Genomic DNA, 22,292 nt, shown 5'->3' with positions numbered 1-22,292 from the left:
ACCAAGAATCAAGCCTGCGCCTTCCAGCCGTAGCCATGGTAGCGGTCGGTGAAGGTGCCGTCGGGGTGGCATTCGACTTGTAGGAAGCCTTCGGGATTGCCATGGACGGGGCCTTTCCACCACATGCCGCAGACAGCGCCGCCCTGAAGATAGACGACTTTGTCGAACTGGATGCGCTCGGAGATGTGACCATGGCCGCTGAGGACGAGCTTGAGGTTGTATTGGCCGAGCATCTTGCGGAAATCGTGGACGTTGCCAACGAGCGCCTTGCCGCCAATGTTGATCTTGGGGCCGAGGATGACCTGATGCCACACGCTGTAGAACGGAATGTGGGTGACGAGGATGATGGGTGTCTGCTTGCCGGTCTTTTCGAGATCGGCCTGGAGCCAGGCGAGCTGGTCGTCGTCGATCCAACCCATGTAGTCGTTGGTGGCCTTGTCGAGACCGATGGAGTCGAGGATGATGAAGTGCCAGCCGCCGTGGTCGAAACTGCGATACGTTCTCCCCTGGCCGTAGCGGTCGGCGAAGAGCGCCTTGCCGTAGGCGCTTTCGCCGGGCTTGATCATGGCCTTGGGCGACCAGCCGGCGACGTCGTGGTTGCCGACGGTGTGGTAGGACGGCGCTTCGAGCGTCTTGAGGCACTCATCCCAGAGCTTCCACTGCGTCTCCACACGATCGATGCCGACTTCGAGCGCATCCATGATCAAATCGCCACCGGTGATGACGAAGTCCGGCTTCTGTTCCAGCGCGTTGACCTTCGCCAAAGCCATCTTCACGCCATCGACAGCACCTTTTTCCGGCTGCACGTGCGGATCGGTGAAGAAGACGAAGGAGAAGGGTTTGGACTCGGCTGTCGCGGCCTGCACGTCATTTAGAAGACCCGCCGCCCCGGTGAGTGAAGCAGCGCTGGTGAGGAAATGGCGGCGGGAAAAGGTGGCGGGTGAATTCATGGCTTCGCACGCTTCAGGATCGAAGGCTCGGACCAGTCCCAGAACTGCGGCTCCAGCAGCTTCGTGTAGTTGGCTGGATCGGAGTCGAGATGGTTGTGGGGATCGTCTTTGACCCGCTGCGTGGTGCCTTTGAGCTGGCCGGCCTTGATCGCCGTTTCGACGGCCTCATCGTTGATCATCCAGGCCAGGAGCACGCCTTCCTCGGGCAGACGGAGGAGCTGGATCTGCATTTTCGCTTCCTTGCCATCCTCGTCGCGGGTGAGAATGAAGCAGAGCTTCACCTTGTCGTCATTGCTGGCGCGGCGCATGCGGAAGTCCATGGGCTTGTTCTTCTTCACGTCCGGCTCGGTCATTTGCAGAACACCCTTCGCGGCATCGGTGACGGTGAATTGAATCTTGTCGTCGTCATCCACAGGCATCCACAGGCCGTTCCAGTCGTCCGCCTCCAATGCCACGGGCTTGAGGCCGAAATCCTCGTTCACCGTGGTCTCCGGGCAGGCCGTCAAGGCGCAGGCAAGCAGGACACAGGCAAGGACGCGGACGAGGCACGTTTTCATGGAGGTGGCTTGGGCGGATTCGGCTCTGGTGCCAGTTGTTCGCGCAAACTACCGGCTCCGGGCGGCAACGAGAGAGAAACACCGCGCCCGCGCTGCGCTTCGTCATCCGGTGGAGCGACGACGACCGGCGGTTCGACAACTGGAATGGCCTTGGGCACTGCAGGCTGCGTGGAAAACGCAGGCGCAGGCATGATGGCGGATGATTTGCTGCCTTTGGCGGCCTCCATCGGCACAGCACCGCGTTTTTTCTGCCACAAGGCACCGCCGGACAGATGCGCGCACATCGCTCCAATGACCATCGAACCGCCGATGAAGACAGCGGCCTTCAACCACATGGGCACGTCATCGACCGGAATGAGATGCGCGGGCAGCGTTGGTGGCGCGCTCGCGGCAGCGCGTGCCCAATCCGTGGCGTCGGGCGGCGAAGGCTCGTTGCCAGCATTGCGGAACAGCAGTTCGGCGAAGCCGATGTTGGTCTCATCCTTGCTGACAGCGCCGCCAGTGGTCAATGCGACCGGCGAACGCAGGGATTCGGAGGCAAGCGGCGCGGAGAACTCGCGTTTCACCACGGATTTCGTGACAGGAACAGTTTTGGGACGTGGCTTCAAACCAAAGTCCATCGCAGGATCCGTGCCGCCTGCACGCATGGGCTCGTTCGGTTTGACGAGATCGTAATGCTGGATGATGCGCGCGTAACGGGCCAGAAAATCGCTGCGCTGGCCGGGCTTCGACTCGGCGATCTTGGCGATTTCATCATCGAGCAGGCGGGCGACGGTTTCACGCTCGCGCGCTCCGCCCTCCGGCTCCGAGTGAATGCCCACGGGTGATTCGAGGCCGAGCAGAAATTTGCACAAAGCCGCGAGCCACCCGGCATGCCATGCCGTGGTGGTGCTGGCGCGTGCCGGTGGCAGCAACGAAGCGGGATCGGTACCGCGCCCGGACATGGAGGCAAGTGTGGGATGCGCGCGCACGATGACATTGAAGGCAGGCCACTCGTTGAGCTTTGAGACAAGCAGCTTCGTGCTGCGCGAGTCCTCACGCGCGAAGCCGGTGAGCAAGAAGATGTCCTCCAGCCGCAGCTTGCTGGCAGGAAGCGTGGAGTTGTCGAGTTGTGTGAGCGCGGAGTCGAGCCCGGCGAGCACCAGATAGGCCTCCTGCACATCCAGAAAACGACGTTCGCGCATCACATCGGCGAGACTGATGCCTTCGACGATTTCCTCGGCCAGACAGGTGATGTCCTCGGCCTCATTGACGAGGGCGAGCGTGACGAGGCCGGAGTTGTCACGCTGCTTGGTGATCTTGAAGGCGGAATCATCGACTTCCTTCACCCGCGCACAGGCGATGCGTGACGGCGGCACCTGCTCGATGAGCACGGAGCGGCCCGTTTTGGTGAGCGTGCCGCGCATGCTGTAAGGATTCGCCATGTCGAGGCGCTGGCTTTGAATACGCACGAGATTGACGAGACCGCGCGCGACCTCCTGATAACTGGCGAGCAGCGGTGCGAGCAAGGCACGCGGTTTCTGCGCAGTGGGGATTTCGCCGGAGAGCTGTTCGGGCGCGAGGTTCTGCAAAGCGTTGCGCAATTCGCGCATGGCGGCGATGACACCGACGCTCGCGCTGGAAAGGCAGGCGCCGAGCAGCTCGGCAAAATCTGCGGCAGGCAGGAGATGATCCGGCATGGTGGGGCCGCCGCCGCCCTGCTCGACGAGGAAGGTGCGCAGGAACTTGGCCTGCTTCTCGAAACTGGTCTTCAGCGCGCGTTTCTTGCCGGCGCTGTTGTCGAGCACGCGGAAGTCCGCCGCCAGCACCTGCACGGCCTGCGGCGCGGTTTGCACGACGCGGAAGCTGTCGAGCGGTGATTCGGTGAGGAATTCGCCGCGTTCGCACACCGCCACGGCCGTTTCCAGCGCACGGCAGGCGATCATGACCGCGAGCCAGCCGGGAACCTCCTGCTGGCGGGCCAGATAGCCGCGCAGGGCTTCGCCGTCGATATTGCTGGTGATGTAAAAGGGGTTTCCCTCGTCCTCACCAAACTCGATCATGCGCGCCAGCGCCGGATGGCCGCGCTTTTGCAGTGATTTGCAGGCCTCTTCAAAGGAGGCGCGGTTGGACAGCGGCTCCAGCAGCACATGGCAGTGGACGTAGCCGAGATGTTGCATGTCAAAGGCCAGCACGGCCACCTGTTCGGCATTGCGAACCAGCTCGACGTTGTTGCCGTCGGCGTCCTGAACGATTTGATAATGCCTGAATTGACTCGGCTCCGACATGGGGGCGCTGGAAGGAAAGGTGCGGCGACTATCCTGCCTTGCGCCGGATGTTCAAGCCAGCGTTTCGTTTTGAACGAAGCACTGGTTCCTCACGCCGACACCGGCGGTTTCCACGCGGCAATGGCATCAGGAGATCTCGACTTCATGCCGAGGCGCTGGGTGGTGAACTCGTCCGGCAGGAGGATTTCCGTGGCGGAGCCGAGACTGAGGGCGCCGACGAAGTGTGTTTCGGTGCGTTCGGCGGATTCGGCCAGCCAGGCGAAGGCGCGATGGTAGAGACCGAGGAAGGCATCGACATACGGAGCGATGCATTCGGAGGCCTGGGAGGCCATTTTCAAGGCGATGGCACGCATGCTGGACGCATCCAGCAGCGTCATCGAAACACCGGGCATTTCTGGCAAAGGAGCAGGCAGCAGATGATCATTCAGCGAGGTGATCCGGCCGCTGTCCGTGAAAGGATAAGGCGCGCCGTCCATCGTGGAAACGATCTGGCGCACGAGGTTGAGCATTTTCGGCACGACGGACTGCAACGCCGTGAGGAAGGCGCTGGGATCATCGACGTTGGCGAACTTCGCGCCGAGCGTCTGGAAGGCGAAGAAGGTGGTGAGCAGTTCGCGGAAGGAGGGCAGCGCCCCGGCCATCGCCTCGTAGATCGTCACCCACGCGGGCAGATCTTTGCGGCGCTTGCGCAACCACTCGTTGAGATCGGTGATTTCACTCCACCACAGCATGCCGAGCGCGGCGGCGAAGCGGCCTTCCAAAATGCGCTCACGCTCCTGCAGCGGCCCTTCCATGTGCTCCATGACCATGCGCTGGCGCGCGGCCTCGGCACGCAATGCGTTCGGGCTGGCGTCCTCGGTGCCAAACTGCATGCGTGAGACGGTGAATCCGGCGAGGCTGAGTGTGGCGGCGGCCTCCAGATCGCGACGGCGCTGCCAGGCCTGATTCCATTCCTGCAGCGCCATTTTGAACTGCGGCCCCCAGACGACGATCTCATCGCGCACGCGCAAAATCTCGCGCTGGAGTTCACTTCGTGCCGTGGCACTCGCCGGCGTGCTGCCGAGACCGCACATGGCACGCTCGGGGTGCGCGAGTCCGCCGAAATAACGACGAATGACCAGCAGCGCATCCTCCTCACGACGGTTTTGATGAATGACCTCCTCATCCGCGACCATGCGGTGCTCGTGGAGATTCAACCCGAGGTCATGCTGGTAATAAAAGTAAGTGACCTGGCGCGAGAGATCGACGAACTGCCGCATCACCGAGGCCGCAGGCTGTGCATGCGAAAGATAGGCGACGAGTCCGGCTCCTTTCGCTGGTTTGCCCTCGGCTTTCGGCTCAGGCGGTCCCTCTTCAGATTCAGCACGGGCAGAAGCCCTGGCCTTGGCCGCCGCTGCCACATGACGCGCCATGAGGAGCGAGAGATTCTCCGGCAGGCGATGTTGAATAACACCGCGCTGAATTTCCTGCTCCGCCGCCTTCCACGCCGCGCCGAGCAGTGAGAGCTTGCGCTGCATGCGGTCATACATGAGTTCGCCGATCACATTGGCACCACAGCGTTCCGCCGAACGTGTGATGAGCCACAAGGTCACCGCGCTAACCGTGCGTGATGCGAGCGCCAGGATCATGAAGGGAATCTTGGCCGCCCACATCCAGCCGCGAACGATTCTGCGGCCCTGCCTGCGCCACTCGGATTCTTTTTTCGGCTTCTCGCGCAGATGCATCTCCCATTCGTCACGCTCCATCACCGCGCGGAAAAACCACGCGTTCATCTCGCGCACGGCATGCACAAAGATCGTGCTCATGCCGCCGGCATTGTGGCTGAGCTCATGGGCCAGCAGGCCGCTGAGTTCGCGCGAGGTGATCACCGAGACCACCGGCAGGCCGAGATGCAGCATCGTCTGACCGGTGAGAATGCCGAGAAGACCGCCGAACATCGAGCTGCGCACGGAAATCGTCGTGTCCAGCCACACCTGCGTGGGAGGTTGCGCGCGGAGATGCCAGCAGAGGGTGTGGATGAGCTCAAAAAGCTGCGGCTGCGTGGCGGCGGTGATCTGGATCGCCACCTTCGCATGTTTGGGCCGTGGGCGGAGCGGGCGCAGCATGAGCACCCACGTGACGCCCATGAAGGCAAACTTCAGTAGCTCCGGAATCATGCGCCATTGGAACAATCCCGTCCGCGCCATGCTGCCGGTGATGAGATAAACCTGCCAGCACATCCACAGGAATAATCCCACGACCAGCAGCAGGTAGGTGAACTGCAAGGTCAGCGAAACCACGGCGGAAATCACCAACAGGCCAAAATGCAACGGCCCGCGCCACGGTGCGATGCGCACTGGCTTGGCGGGTTGCGGTGGGGCGTTGGGTGCGGACATGGAGGGGCAAAAACCGGCGAAACCCCGGCTCAATGGCACATAATTAACCTCGTTTAATATGGTAATTCTAGTTAATTATTGGCATTTGCCAGCCTTTCGGTTCTTCCAACGGGCAAGTTTGCCGCCCATAAACCGTTTCCCTCCCATGAAGGCCGCCTGCTTCCTCGCTCTCCTTTCCGCCTGCTTTGGGTCTGCCACTGCGGCTCAGCGTCCGCCAAACCTCGTCTTCATTCTCACGGACAACCAAGGCGCGTGGACCCTTGGCTGCTACGGCAATCCCGACATCCGCACCCCGCACATCGACAAGCTGGCCGCCGAGGGCATCCGCTTCACTCATGCGCTCAGTAGCAACCCCGTCTGCTCCCCTACGCGGGCCACCTTTCTCACTGGCCTTATCCCGTCGCAGCATGGCGTTCACTCCTTCCTCGATCCCAAGTTCATGATGGGGCCGGCGGCCTACAACACGCTCCAGGAGTTCACCTCCCTTGGCGAAGTCTTGCGCGATGCCGGTTACACCTGCGGATTGAGCGGCAAATGGCATCTCGGGGCCAACATGACGCCCAGCGAAGGCTTCACCACCTGGACCACGAAGCCCGACGGCAGCACGCGCGAGTTTTACGACCAGCAGATCATCGAAGACGGTCAACAGCGCGCCGAACCCGGCTACACCACCGATCTTTGGACCCGCAAGGGCATCGAGTTCATCCAGCAGCACAAAGACCGGCCCTTCTTCCTCTACCTCGCCTACAACGGCCCTTATTCGCTCGGCAAACTCATGCTCAACGAGGCCAAAAATCGCCACGCCGCCTACTACGCCGACAAACCGCTGCATTCCTTCCCGCGCGACACCATGCACCCCTGGCAGCACGCCAACAAAGAATTTCACAACACCGATGCCGGGCGCCGCCGCATGGCCGCCGAGGTCAGCGGTGTCGATGACGGTGTGGGCGAGATCATGGCCGCGCTCAAAGCCAACGGCCTCGATGACAACACCCTCGTCGTTTATTCCAGCGACCAAGGCTGGATGGGCGGCCAGAACGGCATGTGGGGCATGGGCGATCACTTCCGCCCCACCGGCGCGCATGAGTTGATGATGCAAATCCCCCTCATCTTCCGCCATCCCGGCCAAATCCCGCCTGCCCAGACCTGTGACGCCCTCGTCAGCAACTACGACTTCATGCCCAGCGTCCTCGCCCACCTCAGTCTCGCCGAAAAAATGCCGCAGCAGCCCAAATCTCCAGGCCGCGACTTCTCCCCTGCCCTGCGCGGCCAACAACTCGCCAATTGGGACAACACCGTCTGCTACGAGATGGAAACCACCCGCGCCATCCGCACCGAGCGCTGGAAATACGTCGCCCGCTTCCCCGATGGCCCCTTTGAACTATACGACATGCAATCCGACCCCATGGAACGCTTCAACCAGTTCGGCCAGCCCGGCACCGACGAGATCAAAGCCGATCTCGCCAAACAGCTCGAAACCTTCTTCGCCACTTACGCCGATCCCAAATACGACATCTGGAAAGGCGGCGGCTCGAAGGCCAAGCTGCACACGAAGTAAGTCGAGGCTTAACGCCACTAGGCTCGGAAGCCCCGAACTCTTGCTCGATAATCAACGGAATCGCTAGGTGCAGCCCCGCTTGTCAGCGCTCTTCTTGATGTTCGCGAAATATTCTTTCCATGGTATCAACCGTGTCGGATAAAAATTGCCTGAGATCGAGCCGTTCGTTGCGGTCAAATCGCTTCAGGATCATGTCTTCGGGGAATATCGAAATACCTGATTCAGCGAGGTCAAGTGCTCGGGCGCTGCCGTCAGCATCGATTTTTGCTGACCATGACAATGAAGGAATTTCACTCCTCATCATTTCACCAAATACCAATCCAACTCGGCCTGCCAATTCTTCATTCCTATCGTCAAAAGCCCGATCAAACTCTTTCTGAAGAGCAGTCCATGACGAATCATCAAGACCGGTCGGGAGCAGCGAGGATACAGATTCGTCAATCCGCTCGAACTCGCACTCCAAAAGACCACAGGTAAATTGCTCACCTTCACCGCGCTCCACAAGTGTGTGAATCATGTCCTCTAGGTCAGCACGAGCCTCCGCGAACGCAGGCGAATGCTCCTCGGACTCCGCGACAGTTATGGAGAAAACACAAAAGTGATTGCCCAGACCCACTTCGTAAAAATGGAGAAAGTCATTGGCCGCTGAAGAAGCCTCCCGATATGCATAGATGGCCTTTTTGCCGTCGGCCTTGGGTTTGCTATTGTTCACTTGGGCTTTCTTAATCGTCCGCCAGAATGCCAGATCTTCTTCGGCTTTGTCCTTCGGGGCGACTGTGATCACTGAAACACGGATTACGATATCGACATGTTCTGGATCCCACAACACAGTCGTCTGGTCTGACTCGCGATCAGCACGGTACCGATCTGGCGTGGTAATACGTTTGTGGCCGTCTCCGATTGCAAAGTGTTTCATGCGCTAACTGCTCAGATGATTAACACCTTTGACGGTTTGTCAGCACCTTTATATCCAGCACCGGTGCCAGTGAATCGATGATAGGCAGGCTCATGTCCCCGATTGAGGCAGAATCTGTTGCAACTTCCCGGCTCCCTCATCGTTTCATCGCGCATCCGACCGGAACACCGGACGATCTGCTTATGAAAACGCGCCTTCTTCTCCCCCTTGCCTGCACCTTGCTTGCCACCAGCCTGCTGGCCGAAAATGAGGTTTATCGAACCTGGACCGACTCCCAGGGCCGCAAGCTGGAGGCCACCTTCCGCGGCATCGAAAGCGGCAATGTCTTCCTGCAAGTCCGCAACGGCTACGTCTATCGCCTCCCGCTCGAAAAACTCTCCGCCGAAGACCAGCAGGCCGCCAAAACACTCAAGCCCGAAGGTCTCGGCATCCCTGCTGACCCAAACCTCGCCCAGGCCGCCGCACGCATCGACATGCTGGTCGATGGTGGCTTGAAGAAAGCCGGGCAGAAGTCCAATCCGCTCGCTTCCGACGAGCAGTTCGTGCGCCGCGTCTATCTCGACGTCGTCGGTCGCATTCCCACCCGCGAGGAAGCGCTCGAATTCATCAATGACACCAGCCTCTCCAAGCGCGCGAAGGTCATCGATAAGCTGCTCAACTCCGATGGCTACAACAGCCACCTCTTCAATTACTTCGCTGACATGATGCGCGTGGCCGATCTGGCGCAGAAGGCCCGCTTCTACACCTACCAGGACTGGATGAAGAGCCAGATCGCCGACAACATCCCGTGGGACAAGATGGTTTACAGCATGATGACCGCCGATGGCCGTCTGCTCGACAATGGAGCCACTGGCTACCTCCTGCGCGATGCCGGCATGCGCCTCGACAATCTCAGCCTCACGCTCAGCACCTTCCTCGGCGCGAACGTCTCCTGCGCCCAGTGCCATGACCATCCCTTCGCCGACTGGACGCAGCGCCAGTTCTATGAAATGGCGTCCTTCTTCGGTGCCACTGAGACCTTCGGCACACGCGGTTCCAAAGGAGGCTACGGCATGCAGGAAATGCGCAAGGTGCTCGCCTCGCTCGATGACCGCCGTTTGCAGCAGCAGGCCAAGAATCTGCTCCGCGTGAATGCCATGGCCGTGGATGACGGCACGGAAAACGACCTCAAGCTGCCGGATGATTACAAGTATCCTGACGGCAAGCCCGGCGAACCGGTCAAACCCAAGCTCGTCACTTGGGGCGACACAAAGAACACCAAGGCCTACCAAGGCGTGCAAACGAAGAGCGAGGAGGATCTCCGCGCCCAGTTCGCCAAATGGATGACCTCGCCGGACAATCCACGCTTCGCCATGACCATTGCGAACCGCCTGTGGAAGCGCGCCTTCGGCATCGGTGTGCGCGAACCCGTCACCGATCTCGATGATCCCGAAGCTTCTGTGAATCCACCGCTGCTGCGCCACCTCGCCGCCGAGATGGTGCGCCTGAAGTTTGATCTGAAGCAGTTCATGCGCCTGCTCTACAACACGCAGACTTATCAGCGTGAGGCCACCAGCCACGAGATGGCCGACAGCGGCGCGTATCTTTTCCCCGGCCCAATTCTACGCCGCATGAGCGCCGAACAGGCCTGGGACTCCTGCGCCACGCTCGTCGTCGGTGCCGATGTGGACAAATTCAAAGCCAATCGCGGTGAAACCTACGCCAAGGTCATGAACATCGACTTCGGCAAGGACGCCTCGCCTGACGCGATCAAGACGCAGATTGAAAACGCCATCACCGGTATGCGCCAGTATGGCGGCCCGAATGGCGGCAATCCGAAGAACAACGCCAAGAAGAAGCGCATGCGCATGCAGCCCGCCAGTGGTGGTGAGGAAGACCTCACCGTCGCCCCGCCTGTGCGCGACGGCCTCGTCCTCGCCCGCGCCTCCGAACTCCCGCAGCCGGAGCGTGACCAGCATTTCCTCCGCATGTTTGGCCAGAGCGACCGCCAGATCGCCGACAGCAACAGTGATGAAGGCAGCATCCCGCAGGTGCTCATGCTCATGAACGGCGAAGCGCAGCGCGTCATCGGCCAGAACGATTCCCTCGTCATCAAAACGGCCTCCGCGCAAAAATCGCCCGAGCAGCAGATCGAGAGCCTCTACCTCAGCTTCTTCAGCCGCAAACCCAAGCCCGACGAACTCGCCGACGCTGTCGGTGCCATCGGTTCCGGCCTCACTATGCGTGATTTGAGCTGGGTGCTCTTCAACACACGCGAATTCGTCTTCGTGGAATAATCAAACCTTCAACGTCGCCACTCCATGAACCTTCAAAACCAACTCGATTCGATCACCCGCCGGACCTTCTGCGAACGCTGGGCCAAAGCAACACTCGGCGTCACCGTGCTGCACGGAGCCGCACGTCATGGATTTGCCGCAGAAACCGCCGCCGCTACACCTGTCAGCGGTCCCGGCTTCGGCAAGGCCAAGAACATCATCTTCCTACAGATGATCGGCGGCATGTCGCACATCGACACACTTGATCCGAAAGACGGACCGACACAGGGACCTAAAGCGCCGATCAAAACGAAGGCCGACTTCCAGCTCGGTGGCACCATGGAAAATCTCGCGAAGCATGCGGACAAAATCAGCATCATCCGCAGCATGACCTCAAAGACCGGCGTGCATGCGGCAGGTCAATACGTCATCCGTAGCGGTTACGAGGAGCGCGGCACCATCAAGCACCCGAACATCGGCGCCTGGGCGCAGCATTTCAAAGGCAGCAGCCACAAGACGCTGCCCTCCAATGTCTGCATCAATCGTCAGCCGCAAAACGGCAACGGCTTCTTCCCCTCCAGCTTCGCCCCGCTGCCCATCCTCGATCCCGATGCCGGCCTGCAATACTCGCAGAGCGACGCCACCCCCGATGTGCTCTCCAAGCGCCTCGCCATGCTCGACAAGCTCGACGCCGGTTTCCGCGAGCGCTTCCAAACCGCTGGGGTGAAGAGCTACACCCAGTTCTACGAGAAAACCGTCAGCATCATGTCCAGCACGGATCTCGAAGCCTTCCGCCTCGACGACGAACCCGCCGCGCTCCGTGAAAAATACGGCCAGAACAAATTCGGCCAGGGCTGCCTGCTCGCACGTCGCCTCGTTGAGAAAGGCATCCGCTACATCGAAGTCGCCAAAGGTGGCTGGGACATGCATAACAACATTGAGGAAGGTCTCGAAGAGCACGGTGCCGAGCTCGACGTGGCTCTCTCCGCCCTGCTCGAAGATCTCCAGTCACGCGGCCTGCTCGAAAGCACGCTCGTCGTCCTTTGCTCCGAATTCGGACGCGGCCCCAAGATCAATGGCAACGCCGGACGCGACCATCATCCGAAGGTCTTCTCCACCCTGCTCGCCGGTGGCGGCATCAAAGGCGGCTTCATCTACGGCTCCAGTGACAAGGAAGGCATGGCCGTGGCCGACAAACAGACCAGCCCGCAGGACTTCCTCAGCACCATCGGCTGGAGCCTCGGCCTGCCCGTCGATGAAGTTGTCATGTCCCCCAGCAACCGCCCCTTCACCGTCGGCGACAAAGGCAAGCCGGTGATGGACGTGTTTGCGTGAGGATGATGTGTTCAGGACATCCTCCGCATCCGAAGCACCCAATGCTCACGGGCTCCCTTTGAATCTTGTTCAGAAGAGCTGTCGCAACAAAGGAGCCTTGCGCAAAATCAAGGCGCTCGCCGCCCACGACAGGAAAAAGCCCAGGCTGACCACAACGGAGAATTTTACCGCCAGCGGCAGTGTGGTGATGTCCAGGAAGAGATAGGCGATGGGATAAAGCACCACCGGGTGGATGAAGTAGATGCCCAGAGAATTGGCCGCGAGGCTGCGCTGAACAGGACCGGGGGAATTGAAGCAGCGCTTAAACAACGCCCCCACTCCCAGCAACCCGGACAGGCTCAAGGCATTGAACACGGCAGCGGTCAGCAGCTTCAACACAGGCTTCATTTGCGATGCCGCATGCAGTGTCGAGGACTCGCTGTCCAAGTGCAGCACCCGCGCCAAGGTTTCTAGAGAGCGTTCGTCGGTCCCGAGGCCGAGGATGGCGGCATAAAGCGCCATGGAAACCCCGAGCAGCACCAGCCACGGCGCAGGCCGGGGATTGTAGCCCTCGGAAGTGAACCAGCGATTGCGCCACGCCACCAGCCCGAGGATGAAAAAGCTCGAGTAAATGTGAATCCGGTGGGGCATGACGGCCACAATATGACCAAAGATGTGAAACCGCCCGTGCGTGTCCCACACTGCCTGCACCGCAAACATGCCGAGCGTCATGACCGCCCAAAAGACGACCAGCATCCACCAGGACGGGATCCAGACACGATCAGGTCGTCTCATCAGCCCCGGCATCACCTTGCAGGCCAGTGTGAACAGCACAAAGAACACCATCAGCACCCCCAGGAACCAGTAAGGCCCCTGGTGGTAATGCAGCCGCCAGAACTCGCCGGTGCAGAACTCAAACCATCCGATCGGATTCTTCCGGGCCAGGTAAATCAGATAATCCGCAGACGGATTCACCAGCAGCACTCCCAGCACCCAGGGGCCGCCGATTCGGAGAAACTTGCTCTTCAAGAACTCCCCCGCCCCTCTGGCAGCCAGCGACGGCAGTGCAAAGTAAGCGGCAATAAAAAACATCGCCGTCATCAAGGTGGGCTCCACCAGCATGACCATGAGCGAGAAGACCACACTGCGTTGCGAATCGATCACCGCATAATAGGGCGGTCCATATTCCATGTAGCTGATCGCTCCGTGCAGCACCACCACCCAGATGGCCACGAGAGATCTCATGTTGTCTAAAAAGTAAAGACGTTCCGCCTTGTTGGACATGCTTCCCTCTCACGCATCACCCGGCAAAACTCAAGCGCTTAGCCACGCCTGCCCGCAATCGCGCACTGGGCACTGGGCACATTCCGAAGCGTCCCGTTTCGAGCAAGTCTCCTGGACATCTGGCGTTTTCTGCGACGCATGCTTTCATCGTCGGCGACAAAGGCAAGCCGGCGATGAACGTGTTTGCATAGTGGTTCAACTCGCGCATCGTCACGGATGCCATCCTGCCGCCGGGCTTTGGGCTTCCTTGGGATCGTTCTCACGGTCGGTCTGGCTTCGTGTGATCATGATGATCCGAAAAAGTTTCCAGGCGAGTATGTGTATCGCGGCAAACAGGGCCATGTCGAGTCGCTGAACTTCAATGCCGACGGCACCTTCCGTCATGAGCTGTATGCGGATGAAAAGTCATACATTGCCCATGGAGCGACCCTGTTCGCGCTCCAGGGCAAATGGACCTTCAAAGACGGCAAACGCACGGCGCAACTCCTGAATCTGCATCCCGTTCTTTATCCGTTCACCGAACCCCCGATCCAGGTTTATTATGGCGATCTGCACTGGACGCCCTGGTTTGATTACAAGCCGGCGATCATCTTCGACGAGAATGCGTTCTACTGGCTGGTGAAGATTCCAGCGCGGACGGACATTCGAAAGGTCGAGTTCCGCTATCCGTGAGTGGGGAATGAGCAAACATGCAAAGCTGCGTGAACTGATGGCGTTTTCCTGCTCCGCATGCTTTCATCGTCCTCCACCATGACCTCCCGCCGCCATTTCCTTTCTGCTACTACGGCAGCCTTTGCCGCCTCGTCGTTTCACATCTTTGGCGCAGATCCGGCAAAGAAGTATCGCACGGCTTTGATCGGTTCCGGCTGGTGGGGGATGAACCTTTTGAAGGAGGCGCTCGCTTCTGGCCGCATCAAGGTCTGTGCGCTGTGCGATGCGCATGAGGACGTCGCTTCGAATGCCGGTGACGATGTGAACGGCCTCTCCGGCGACGATCCAAAACTGTACAAGGACTACCGTGAGCTGCTGGAGAAGGAGAAGCCCGAGATCGTCATCATCGCCACGCCGGATCACTGGCATGCACTGCAAACCATCGCCGCGTGCAAAGCGGGCGCGCATGTGCTGGTGGAAAAACCGACGGGACACACGATCAACGAGAGCAAGGCGATGGTGAAGGTCGCGCGTGAGGCCGGAGTCGTCGTGCAGGTCGGTTTGCACCGCCGCATCGGCCCGCATCACGTCGAGGCGATGAATTTCCTCAAGTCCGGTGCCGTGGGCAAGGTCGGCATGGTGCGCGCCTTCGCGATCAGCAAGGGCGGCGCTGAACAGCCGAAGCCGAACAGCCAGGTGCCCGAGGGAATGGACTGGGAGATGTGGTGCGGCCCGGCGCCGATGCGCCCCTTCAACACCAAGCTGCATCCCGGCGGCTGGCGGCACTTCCTCGATTACGCGAACGGCACCATGGGCGACTGGGGTGTGCATTGGCTCGACCAAGTGCTTCTATGGAGCGGTGAGAAGGGCCCGAAGAAAGTCTTCTGCACCGGCGGCCGCAACATCGCCGGTCCTGCTGTGCTCAATGACCAGGAGCAGACCACCGACGCGCCGGATCATCAGATGGCCACGTTCGAGTTCGAGCAGTTCACCGCCACCTGGGAGCACCGCAAATTTGCCGACAACAACAACGAGAAGCACAAGATCGGCTGCTACTTCTACGGCGAGAAAGGCGTGCTGCACATCGGCTGGCGCGACGGCTGGACCTTTTACCCCGTCGATCCGAAGAGCGGCGAGAAGCACGGCAACCACCAGCTTCAAGAACCCGACGGCCACAACATCGCCCTCCTCTGGGCTGATTTCATCGACGCCATCGAGAAAAAGCGGAAACCCGTCGCCGACATCGAAAGCGCCCACCGCTCCTCCTGCCTGCCCATGCTCGGCATGCTCAGCTACAAAGCCGGCCGCAGCATCCAGTGGGATGCGGAGAAGGAAGAGATCGTTGGGGATGCGGAGGCGAGCAAACTGCTGAGCCGCGCGTATCGCGGCGAGTGGAAATATCCCGTGTAGGCGAAGCAATCCTACTCGTCCTCCTACTCGTCCTCTATTCTTCCGCTGAGCCACACCCAGCGATTCCAAGCCCGCGCTGAACCTGCTTTCGTGAAGCTCGAATCTCGTGGCTTCGATTCACCCGCAACCATCGAGGAGGAGTAGGAGGACGAGTAGGAGTAGGATTTTGCCGATCCGCTCCCACCTTGACCCCGCCTTGACCGGCGCAGCCGACTTGACGATCCCTTGACCTCTCGACCGCCTCCCTCTACCTCCCCCCATGCCCCGCAACTACACGCTGCACAGCACGCACGACTCCGCCCCACGCATCGACTACAAGGCGGAGCTCAACGAGCAGCAGTACGCCGCCGTCACCAGCCCGCCGGGGCAGGCGCTGGTCATTGCGGGCGCGGGATCGGGCAAGACGCGCACGCTGACCTACCGCGTGGCGTGGTTGCTGGACAATGGCATCCCGCCGGAGTCCATCCTGCTGCTCACCTTCACCAACAAGGCCGCGCGCGAGATGCTGGAGCGCGTGCAGGCGCTCGTCACCACGGACACCACGCGCCTCTGGGGCGGCACCTTCCATTCCATCGGCAATCGCCTGCTGCGCTACAACGCCGAGCGCCTCGGCTACCGCAAAGGATTCTCCATCATGGACCGCGAGGATCAAAAAGACCTCATGGAGACCGTCATCGGTGCTAGCGGCATCGACGTCACCAGTTACAAGTTCCCCAAGGCCGAAGTCCTCGGCGACATCTACTCGCTCGCCGACAACACGCTCTGCAAGCTCCCCGAGATCATCACCTCGCGTTATCCTTACTTTGAGCAAGTCGCCGAGGGCATCTTGAAGCTGCGCAAGCTCTACCAGGACAAGAAGCGCGAGACCAACTGCATGGACTTCGACGATCTGCTGTCGCTCACTGTCCAGCTCTTGGAGGAAAACGACGACCTGCTGGAGCGCTACCGCCGCCAGTTCGAGTTCATCCTCGTCGATGAGTATCAGGACACCAACAGCCTCCAGTGCTGCTTCATCGAGCTGCTCACCGGCCCGCAGGGCAATCTCATGGTCGTGGGCGATGACGCGCAGTCCATCTACTCCTGGCGCGGTGCCGATGTCTCGAACATCCTCAACTTCGCCGAGCACTGGCCCCGTGCCCGCACGCACAAGATCGAGATCAACTACCGCAGCGTCCCCGAGGTACTGAATCTCGCCAATGCCGCCATCGCCATGAATCGCGGCCAGGTGCCGAAGACCCTGCGCCCTGCCCGCGAGTCCAGCGGCACGCTGCCCGCCCTCGTCGCGCTCGATTCCTCCTCCGCGCAGGCCGCCTTCATCGCCCAACGCATCCTCGAGTTGCAGGACGAGCAGGGCCTCGACCTCAACGACATCGCCATCCTCTACCGCGCCCACTTCCACAGCATGGAGGTGCAGATGGAACTCACCCAGCGCGGCATTCCGTTCCAGATCACCAGCGGATTGCGCTTCTTCGAGCAGGCGCATGTCAAAGACGTCGCCGCCTTCATGAAGTTTGCCGTGAACCGCCAGGACGAGGTCAGCTTCATGCGCATGGTCCGCCTCATCCCCGGCATCGGCAACGCCAGCGCCGTCAAGCTGTGGACCGACTGGCTCAAAACCGACGCCGCTAAGTCCGAAGCCATGCCCGCCAGCTTCTCCGAGATCCTGCTGCCGCTCAAAGTGCCGAAGAAGGCCAAGGAAACCTGGGATCAGGTCGCCTACGTGCTCGATGAAATGATCGGTGCCGAAGGCCGACCCGCCGCACCCGCTTTGATGATCCGCAGCATCGTCGAAGGCGTGTATGAGGACTACATGAAGACCAAGTTCAAAAACTACGAACAGCGCCAGCAGGATCTCGAACAGCTCAGCAACTTCAGCGACCGCTTCACCGATCCCCTCGAATTCCTCAGCCAGCTTTCCCTGCTCAGCGGCGTCGATACCGACAACAAACCCGACCAGCAGCAGCAGGACCGCGACGCCGTCACGTTAACCACCGGCCATCAGGCCAAAGGCCTCGAATGGAAAGTCGTCTTCGCCATCTGGCTCGCCGACGGCATGTTCCCCCACAAACGCGCCATCGACGAAGGCGGCGACACCGCCCTCGAAGAAGAACGCCGCCTCTTCTATGTCACGGTGACAAGAGCCAAGGACGAGCTGTATCTCACCTACCCCGTCATCAACCACCAGGCGAGAGACGGTGACATCATGATGCGTCCCTCACGCTTCATCACCGATCTGCCGAAGGATTTGGTCGAGGTGTGGAATGTGAAGAGCGGGTGGTAGCGCGCTTCGTGCGGGCAAGGTGTCACCATGAGCACACTTACTTGCCTCATTTTTTTGGTTCACGTTCGATCAATGGCCTCCACTTTTGAGAAGTGAAGTAGTTTGCAACTTGGCGGCGCACATGAGGAGAGAGTCCATTGAATAAGTCTCCCGCGACACGTTTGGCTTTTGCCAGACGTTCTTCATCTGTGGTCTCAGAAGAAGCGGCTTCCCATGCTTTTTTTGCGACTTTTTCAACCGCTTCACGCATCCGATCATCGAGTGATGGCGCTTTGTGAAGTTGCGGATTTGCAGTGCTCGTCACTGGGATACTGGCGGCTGCGCGTCGGGCGTGTTCGTGTTGCTTGGGACGCGGGCAGGGAGGCGGGGCTGGATTGAGGAATTCGCGGAGCATGTTGAAGGAGACTTGCTCGGGCTTGAGCAGGGCCTTCAGGAACGGGTCTTGGAGTTCGCGACCCGCTTGGGCTACGGCGGTCGTCAGCCAACCAATCGCTTCTTCGATGGTCTTCGGTTGAGGTGTGTTAATCTTGTCCGCCGCTCGGTGGTCAGACATGAAAAAGCGCCTGCCTTTTTCATCCGGGTTTGCGAGTAAGCCAAGATAAGCCGTTGCCCGCCGAGCAAGCGCAAACGGACAATCAGAGCGCGCTTGTGCAAGGTTTCCGAATGCAACTCCGGTTCCAGCGCAACTCAGTTTTACCCGCTCATCCGTGATTTCCGCTTTTATGTGGTCCGAAAGAGATAGTCCACACACCCAGGCGCTTTGTAGTGCATTCAGTTTTTCAGATCCACGCCGTCCCTCCGCCCCGCCCCATTCATACCAGTATCCACGAACGTCGGTCTGATAGTCGACTTTGGTTGGAAGGGCAGGAAGGTTTTCGCGGAACAGTCTAATCGCTGCTTCAATATCGCCAGCGCTCCGATAGGTCTTTCCGAGGTCAACCAATGCACAAAGCCTTTCAGGTTCGGCAGCGATGTCGGCCCTCGCCGCCGCGACGGCTATTTCCTTTCGACGTTGTTCGCTGAACTGGTGCGGCAGTTCGCGCTGTAGCCGTGGACCGGCGTGGATGATTTTCGAATGGGTTTCGCGACTGACTCCACCGTCCCGACTCGTCTGAACGGTCTGGCGAACGATGGCACTCCAGACTTCTGCGATATTGGCTCCCAAGGCTTGTTCCGCAGCAACCAGGATTGCGGCGGCTACTTTGCGGTGTCGGGTGAACACATGCCCGGCGCTTCGGACGGCTGCCGCTTCTTCACCCAGCAAATCCACGACGAGCGTTTGCACCCACTGACGGTCCACGCCGACCAAGTCGGCGAGGACTTTTTCATCGAGTCCGGGAATGCCGACGGCATGACATGCGGCGACGTAAACGAGCGCATCGAAAAGAGTGCGGTCGCTTTTTTGAATCTTCTCCTCCTTCAACCGGGTGAGCAGGGAGACGACGTGGTTCCGCAGTCCTTCCGGCCCGAAGCGCACGGCGAGCAATCCGCCAAAGAATGAGCCTTCGTCACGCTCCGGGGCATCGCCTTGCACCGCGTGCAGGAGCGCGGTCACCTGCTCGTCCGCCGTGCCCAAGGATGCAAGCTCGCGCAAGCCGTCGGCACCGCATTTGCGCCACGCTTCGACGAGCACGTTCGCGTCTTCCGGCCTCAAGATTTTCAGCGTGATGTCTTCATGCCGCTTCAACGACGCCGTCCGTGCGTCTTGTTCACACCGAAAGTAGAGCCAGTCCGAGTCTCGCGCGGCGAACAGGAAGTGAACGTGTGAATGCCCGGCGGCGTGAAGAAGCCGCGCGGCCTCACGAAAGTCCTTCACAAGATTCTCGGCGTCGTCGGCGACGATGAGCCAGTGCTTGGCAGGGTTCAGGGAAATGACGTGCTCGGGTGGCAGACCCACACGAGTGGTCGGTCGCCAGAGGACATTCCAGCTTCCGCTGTTCACGGCATCGGCGGCGGCTTGCAGGAGAAGCGTCGTCTTGCCTTCGCCACCAGCGGCCCGGATGAGTTGCAGTGAACCGTCGTCTTTGACGGTTCGAGCGGAAGCGAATCGTCTGGCTATCTCCGCAACGGCGGCCCGGCGCGGGATGTCTGCGGAGATTGCGTGCCGCCAAGTCGGAGTCGCCCCGTCGAAGTATCGGATGACTTCCTCGGGGCGGAGCGGTGACAGGCCAGCGAGGTAAGGTGAGTCAATGAGTTCCCACCCAGCCAGCGGGGGCGTGATGACCGCTGCGGCAGCGGGTGTGCTTGGCGCAACGCCTGCGATCTCACCGAAGATGGAATGGCAGTCTATGCCGCCGTAGCAGAGGAAGCGGCCCCGAGTGATGGCGGGCGCGACTCGCTCAAACAGCTCCTTGTATTTCAAGTTCACCGCGGCCTCATCGGTTTCGCGGAAACACCAGATGACGTTCAACTGAGCGTCATCTTCAGCGGCAACCTTGGCGAGAGTCCGGGCGAACACGTCATCCCAGCCACCATAGGCCGCAACAATGAGAGTTTTCTGTTTCAGGATTCTGCGAAGAGAATCCCGAAGGTCGGGACGTTCTGAAGTCAGTTGAGCCGATGTGTGTAACGTGTCGGAATCGCGCCAGAAACCGTGAAGGTGGATGACCTCCACTGCGCCACTCTCACGAACATCTGCAAGTTTGCCGTCTGACTGAACGACACGCCAGAGCGCCCGCGCCTTGCACGACTCAATCGCGAGAGACAGCAGGGGGTCGAAGTTAGTCGTGAGGATGGGGCCAGGAAAATGAGGCTTCGGTTGGCTCAGGTCCCGACAGACAAGTTGCGCGAGTTGCTGTGTGCCGGCTGGGATATACCAGTCGCAGTCCTTGCCGTTTTTGGCGAAGTTCGAGTCGGTGCCGGCCTTTCGGCTTTTTAAGACCGCAGCCTCAATGACGCGATTCACGGCGGGCTGACCAACATTCCCTTGCAACCACTCCATCGCTGCTTGGTAGGCGTCACCGCCGGATTTTCCTGCCATCGCAGCGTTATAGCGCGGAAGTTCTGGCGCGGCTCGCTTGCAGATTTCTTCACGAACAAGTTCAAGCATCGGTGCAACGCCGGGAACGCCGCCGCCTGTATCACCAGACAAAGGTGCGCCTACTAGGAATGCAATCGGGTGGTCGCAGTAGCGGGCGATTGAGATGAGCGCGGCTTTGTCGAGGAGCTTAATCACAGTGGTGTTTCGGAATTCTCCTATGAGGCTTTGCCATCAAAGCGGAGGCCAGTTGGGATGGCAACAAGGATTCAGGAAGAGAGCTGGAACTTGCTCTCCGGTTTGAATCGCAGCACATCCAGATTCCAAGTGATCACCGAACACTCCATCCACAGCGTCCACCTCCCCGCGCCGCCGCTGCAACGGGATTTGCCCGGCTTCACGCTGCGGCATGCTGTCGAGACCTACACCGCCCCGGTGAAGGACTGGCCCTCGCTCACCTGGAGCCATCGCCGTTCCGACGACGCCCTCGCCACTCGCGTAACCATCGACATCGAGTCCCAAACCGCCGACACGATCACCACCGCCCTTTACATCGTCCACCAATCCCCCAACCTCACCCAAGTCCGCCACACCTTCCGCCGCCAAGGCTCCTCATGGACGCTCCTGCGACGGGAGGAAGGCCCGGAGATCAGGATTTGAAAAGAAATGAGGGCCTACGGAACACACGGAATACGCGGAAGACAGATTCACTGAAAGATGGGTTTGAATCGACTCCATCGGTGCGGATTCCTCTTTCCGTTTGTTCCGCGTGTTCCGTAGGCCACTCAAAAGTGTTTTAATGCCTTCATGACCGAACACCAAATCCCCAGCACCATTCTCCCCGCGCCGCGCAAGGCGTGGATTCATCGCTCCACCAATGTCGAAGCGAAGGACTGCCTGCTGTTTCTCGATGGCGAGCTGTACACGGAGCGCGTGAAGGCTCCGGCCATCCTCGAGGCGAAAGCGACGGGTGCGTTGAAGCCGGTGACGTGTGTCTATCTGACGAATGCGAGCGCGGCGGGGCGGCAGGCGGATTACACCTGCAACGCGGCCTTCGCGGACTTCCTGGCGCGGGAGATGCCGCCGTGGATCGAGCGGGAGGCGGGGCGGTTTGAGCGGCTGTTTCTGTGCGGGCTGAGTTTGAGTGCCTTGCAGGCCGTGTTCACCGCGCTGCGGCATCCCGGCGTCTTTGCCGGTGTGCTGGCGCAGTCGCCCTCCGCGTGGTGGCAGGACGAATGGCTCGCCGAATCCCTCCCCGCGATGCCAACGACACCGAACCGCTTCTGGCTGAGCGTGGGCGGACTCCCCCGAAAGGGACTTCTTCTTCGCGATGTTGCCCTCTGGAGCGGAGCACAGGAGCCTGTCAGAAAGTTTGTGTGGAGGGGCAAGACCGAGGACAGGAACAGATGAGAAGACCCAAAACGAATGAAGACCAAGCGCTTGATGAAGCGCTGGACGTATTGATCGCCAAGAGCGGCCATTCACCAGAAGCGATCA

The 22,292-nt window shown here is 60.2% G+C and carries 15 protein-coding genes; 8 read left to right on the top strand and 7 right to left on the bottom strand.

Annotation, left to right across the window (positions count from 1 at the left end; genetic code table 11):
- Positions 1-8: 8 nt before the first annotated feature.
- From U1A53_RS18960 to U1A53_RS18945, 4 genes are all read right to left on the bottom strand, one after another.
- Positions 9-950, bottom strand: a complete 942-nt coding sequence (locus tag U1A53_RS18960) for a metallophosphoesterase (RefSeq protein WP_322283413.1) — start codon at positions 948-950, stop codon at positions 9-11.
- Entirely contained in the window at positions 947-1,507 is a 561-nt protein-coding gene (locus U1A53_RS18955; RefSeq protein ID WP_322283412.1) for a hypothetical protein, read from the bottom strand. The genes U1A53_RS18960 and U1A53_RS18955 overlap by 4 nt, the downstream gene beginning before the upstream one ends.
- The gene (locus U1A53_RS18950; RefSeq protein WP_322283410.1) at positions 1,504-3,774 is read right to left on the bottom strand and encodes a hypothetical protein; all 2,271 of its coding nucleotides are present in this window, start codon (positions 3,772-3,774) and stop codon (positions 1,504-1,506) included. The genes U1A53_RS18955 and U1A53_RS18950 overlap by 4 nt, the downstream gene beginning before the upstream one ends.
- 89 nt (positions 3,775-3,863) lie before the next feature.
- Complete coding sequence (locus U1A53_RS18945) at positions 3,864-6,149, bottom strand: M48 family metallopeptidase (RefSeq protein ID WP_322283408.1); 2,286 nt, start codon at positions 6,147-6,149, stop codon at positions 3,864-3,866.
- Between the two features lie 145 nt (positions 6,150-6,294).
- Here U1A53_RS18945 and U1A53_RS18940 point away from each other — a divergent pair, with 145 nt between their 5' ends.
- Entirely contained in the window at positions 6,295-7,707 is a 1,413-nt protein-coding gene (locus U1A53_RS18940) for a sulfatase-like hydrolase/transferase (protein ID WP_322283406.1), read from the top strand.
- Between the two features lie 82 nt (positions 7,708-7,789).
- Here the strand turns inward: U1A53_RS18940 and U1A53_RS18935 are convergent, their stop codons facing one another.
- Positions 7,790-8,623 (bottom strand): DUF3806 domain-containing protein, encoded by an 834-nt coding sequence (locus U1A53_RS18935; RefSeq protein WP_322283404.1) that lies wholly within the window; start codon positions 8,621-8,623, stop codon positions 7,790-7,792.
- A gap of 182 nt (positions 8,624-8,805) precedes the next feature.
- On the opposite strand from U1A53_RS18935, the gene U1A53_RS18930 reads away from it, so the two are divergent.
- Both U1A53_RS18930 and U1A53_RS18925 read left to right on the top strand, forming a co-directional pair.
- The gene (locus U1A53_RS18930; protein WP_322283403.1) at positions 8,806-10,899 is read left to right on the top strand and encodes a DUF1549 domain-containing protein; all 2,094 of its coding nucleotides are present in this window, start codon (positions 8,806-8,808) and stop codon (positions 10,897-10,899) included.
- A 24-nt stretch (positions 10,900-10,923) separates the two neighbouring features.
- Complete coding sequence (locus U1A53_RS18925; protein ID WP_322283402.1) at positions 10,924-12,213, top strand: DUF1501 domain-containing protein; 1,290 nt, start codon at positions 10,924-10,926, stop codon at positions 12,211-12,213.
- 69 nt (positions 12,214-12,282) lie between these two features.
- Here U1A53_RS18925 and U1A53_RS18920 read toward each other — a convergent pair whose 3' ends face one another.
- Positions 12,283-13,476 carry an acyltransferase family protein gene (locus U1A53_RS18920; RefSeq protein WP_322283401.1) on the bottom strand — a complete coding sequence of 398 codons (1,194 nt, stop codon included), beginning with the start codon at positions 13,474-13,476 and terminating at the stop codon, positions 12,283-12,285.
- A 216-nt stretch (positions 13,477-13,692) separates the two neighbouring features.
- On the opposite strand from U1A53_RS18920, the gene U1A53_RS18915 reads away from it, so the two are divergent.
- The 3 genes from U1A53_RS18915 (at position 13,693) to U1A53_RS18905 (ending at position 17,818) form a co-directional block, all read left to right on the top strand.
- Positions 13,693-14,148 carry a hypothetical protein gene (locus U1A53_RS18915; RefSeq protein WP_322283400.1) on the top strand — a complete coding sequence of 152 codons (456 nt, stop codon included), beginning with the start codon at positions 13,693-13,695 and terminating at the stop codon, positions 14,146-14,148.
- A 78-nt stretch (positions 14,149-14,226) separates the two neighbouring features.
- Entirely contained in the window at positions 14,227-15,537 is a 1,311-nt protein-coding gene (locus U1A53_RS18910) for a Gfo/Idh/MocA family oxidoreductase (RefSeq protein ID WP_322283399.1), read from the top strand.
- Positions 15,538-15,796: 259 nt separating this feature from the next.
- A complete protein-coding gene (locus U1A53_RS18905) occupies positions 15,797-17,818 on the top strand; it encodes an ATP-dependent helicase (protein ID WP_322283397.1) in 2,022 nt (673 codons plus the stop codon).
- 46 nt (positions 17,819-17,864) lie between these two features.
- On the opposite strand, the gene U1A53_RS18900 is transcribed toward U1A53_RS18905, so the two are convergent.
- A complete protein-coding gene (locus tag U1A53_RS18900) occupies positions 17,865-20,993 on the bottom strand; it encodes an SIR2 family protein (protein ID WP_322283395.1) in 3,129 nt (1,042 codons plus the stop codon).
- Between the two features lie 129 nt (positions 20,994-21,122).
- On the opposite strand from U1A53_RS18900, the gene U1A53_RS18895 reads away from it, so the two are divergent.
- On the top strand, positions 21,123-21,455 hold the full coding sequence (locus U1A53_RS18895) for a hypothetical protein (protein WP_322283393.1): 333 nt from the start codon (positions 21,123-21,125) through the stop codon (positions 21,453-21,455).
- A 147-nt stretch (positions 21,456-21,602) separates the two neighbouring features.
- Complete coding sequence (locus U1A53_RS18890) at positions 21,603-22,205, top strand: alpha/beta hydrolase-fold protein (protein WP_322283391.1); 603 nt, start codon at positions 21,603-21,605, stop codon at positions 22,203-22,205.
- Positions 22,206-22,292 lie beyond the last annotated feature (87 nt).

Source organism: Prosthecobacter sp., from assembly GCF_034366625.1.
Lineage (GTDB): Bacteria > Verrucomicrobiota > Verrucomicrobiia > Verrucomicrobiales > Verrucomicrobiaceae > Prosthecobacter.
Note: the sequence above shows the minus strand (reverse complement) of the source record. Positions and strands in the feature narration are given on the sequence as shown.

What these genes read in the sequence shown, in the direction of transcription:
- U1A53_RS18960 (WP_322283413.1), bottom strand. Translation starts at nt 950, where the DNA reads ATGAATTCACCCGCCACCTTTTCCCGCCGCCATTTCCTCACCAGCGCT.
- U1A53_RS18955 (WP_322283412.1), bottom strand. Translation starts at nt 1,507, where the DNA reads ATGAAAACGTGCCTCGTCCGCGTCCTTGCCTGTGTCCTGCTTGCCTGC.
- U1A53_RS18950 (WP_322283410.1), bottom strand. Translation starts at nt 3,774, where the DNA reads ATGTCGGAGCCGAGTCAATTCAGGCATTATCAAATCGTTCAGGACGCC.
- U1A53_RS18945 (WP_322283408.1), bottom strand. Translation starts at nt 6,149, where the DNA reads ATGTCCGCACCCAACGCCCCACCGCAACCCGCCAAGCCAGTGCGCATC.
- U1A53_RS18940 (WP_322283406.1), top strand. Translation starts at nt 6,295, where the DNA reads ATGAAGGCCGCCTGCTTCCTCGCTCTCCTTTCCGCCTGCTTTGGGTCT.
- U1A53_RS18935 (WP_322283404.1), bottom strand. Translation starts at nt 8,623, where the DNA reads ATGAAACACTTTGCAATCGGAGACGGCCACAAACGTATTACCACGCCA.
- U1A53_RS18930 (WP_322283403.1), top strand. Translation starts at nt 8,806, where the DNA reads ATGAAAACGCGCCTTCTTCTCCCCCTTGCCTGCACCTTGCTTGCCACC.
- U1A53_RS18925 (WP_322283402.1), top strand. Translation starts at nt 10,924, where the DNA reads ATGAACCTTCAAAACCAACTCGATTCGATCACCCGCCGGACCTTCTGC.
- U1A53_RS18920 (WP_322283401.1), bottom strand. Translation starts at nt 13,476, where the DNA reads ATGTCCAACAAGGCGGAACGTCTTTACTTTTTAGACAACATGAGATCT.
- U1A53_RS18915 (WP_322283400.1), top strand. Translation starts at nt 13,693, where the DNA reads ATGCCATCCTGCCGCCGGGCTTTGGGCTTCCTTGGGATCGTTCTCACG.
- U1A53_RS18910 (WP_322283399.1), top strand. Translation starts at nt 14,227, where the DNA reads ATGACCTCCCGCCGCCATTTCCTTTCTGCTACTACGGCAGCCTTTGCC.
- U1A53_RS18905 (WP_322283397.1), top strand. Translation starts at nt 15,797, where the DNA reads ATGCCCCGCAACTACACGCTGCACAGCACGCACGACTCCGCCCCACGC.
- U1A53_RS18890 (WP_322283391.1), top strand. Translation starts at nt 21,603, where the DNA reads ATGACCGAACACCAAATCCCCAGCACCATTCTCCCCGCGCCGCGCAAG.